The organism is Arthrobacter sp. 08Y14, assembly GCF_002929455.1.
GTDB classification, from domain to species: Bacteria; Actinomycetota; Actinomycetes; order Actinomycetales; family Micrococcaceae; genus Arthrobacter_B; species Arthrobacter_B sunyaminii.
Window position 1 is genome coordinate 1 of record NZ_PJIX01000051.1, and the last position, 546, is coordinate 546.

General features: G+C 61.9%; 1 protein-coding gene. It reads left to right on the forward strand.

Going from position 1 to position 546, the window contains the following annotated elements:
- On the forward strand, positions 1 to 546 hold a 546-nt coding region (locus CXR03_RS17920), incomplete at both ends, for an FAD-binding protein (protein WP_146070569.1).

Sequence of the window (546 nt, forward strand, 5' to 3'; positions counted from 1 at the left end):
CAGGAGATCGCGGGCGGCAACACCCGAGTGTCTGGTGGCGGCTGGTTTAGGAATAACAGCCCGGAACAGGCAGAAGTCTTCCTGCGTTCGCTCAACGGTTCCCGCACGGTCGCGGCAGATGTGGTGAAAACGTGGGCGGCTGAGACTGCGAAGAACTCGGACTGGCTGCGCGGACTCGGTGCCACAGTCCGCCAGACGGGAAATTATCATACCGAGCCGGAGTTCTTGGAGCTCGACGGATCTGATTGCTATGCCGGAATGGACACCATCAATGGCGAGATGGGTCAGTCGCTGCTGTACGAGTTCCTCTTGGCTGCGCTGACCGACCGCGGCGTAGAAATTCGTTTTGACACCGGGGCCGAGGACCTCATCGTTGAGGAGGGTGTCGTCTGCGGCGTGCGGGTGAATGGTCCCGCAGGCCCGGCGTTAATTCGGGCCAGCGGCGGTGTTGTGCTGGCCACCGGTGGTTTCGCCGGCAACCCGGCGATGGTCCAGGACTTCCTTCCGCTGGAGGACTATGTGCTGTGGGGTTCGCCGAACAACACA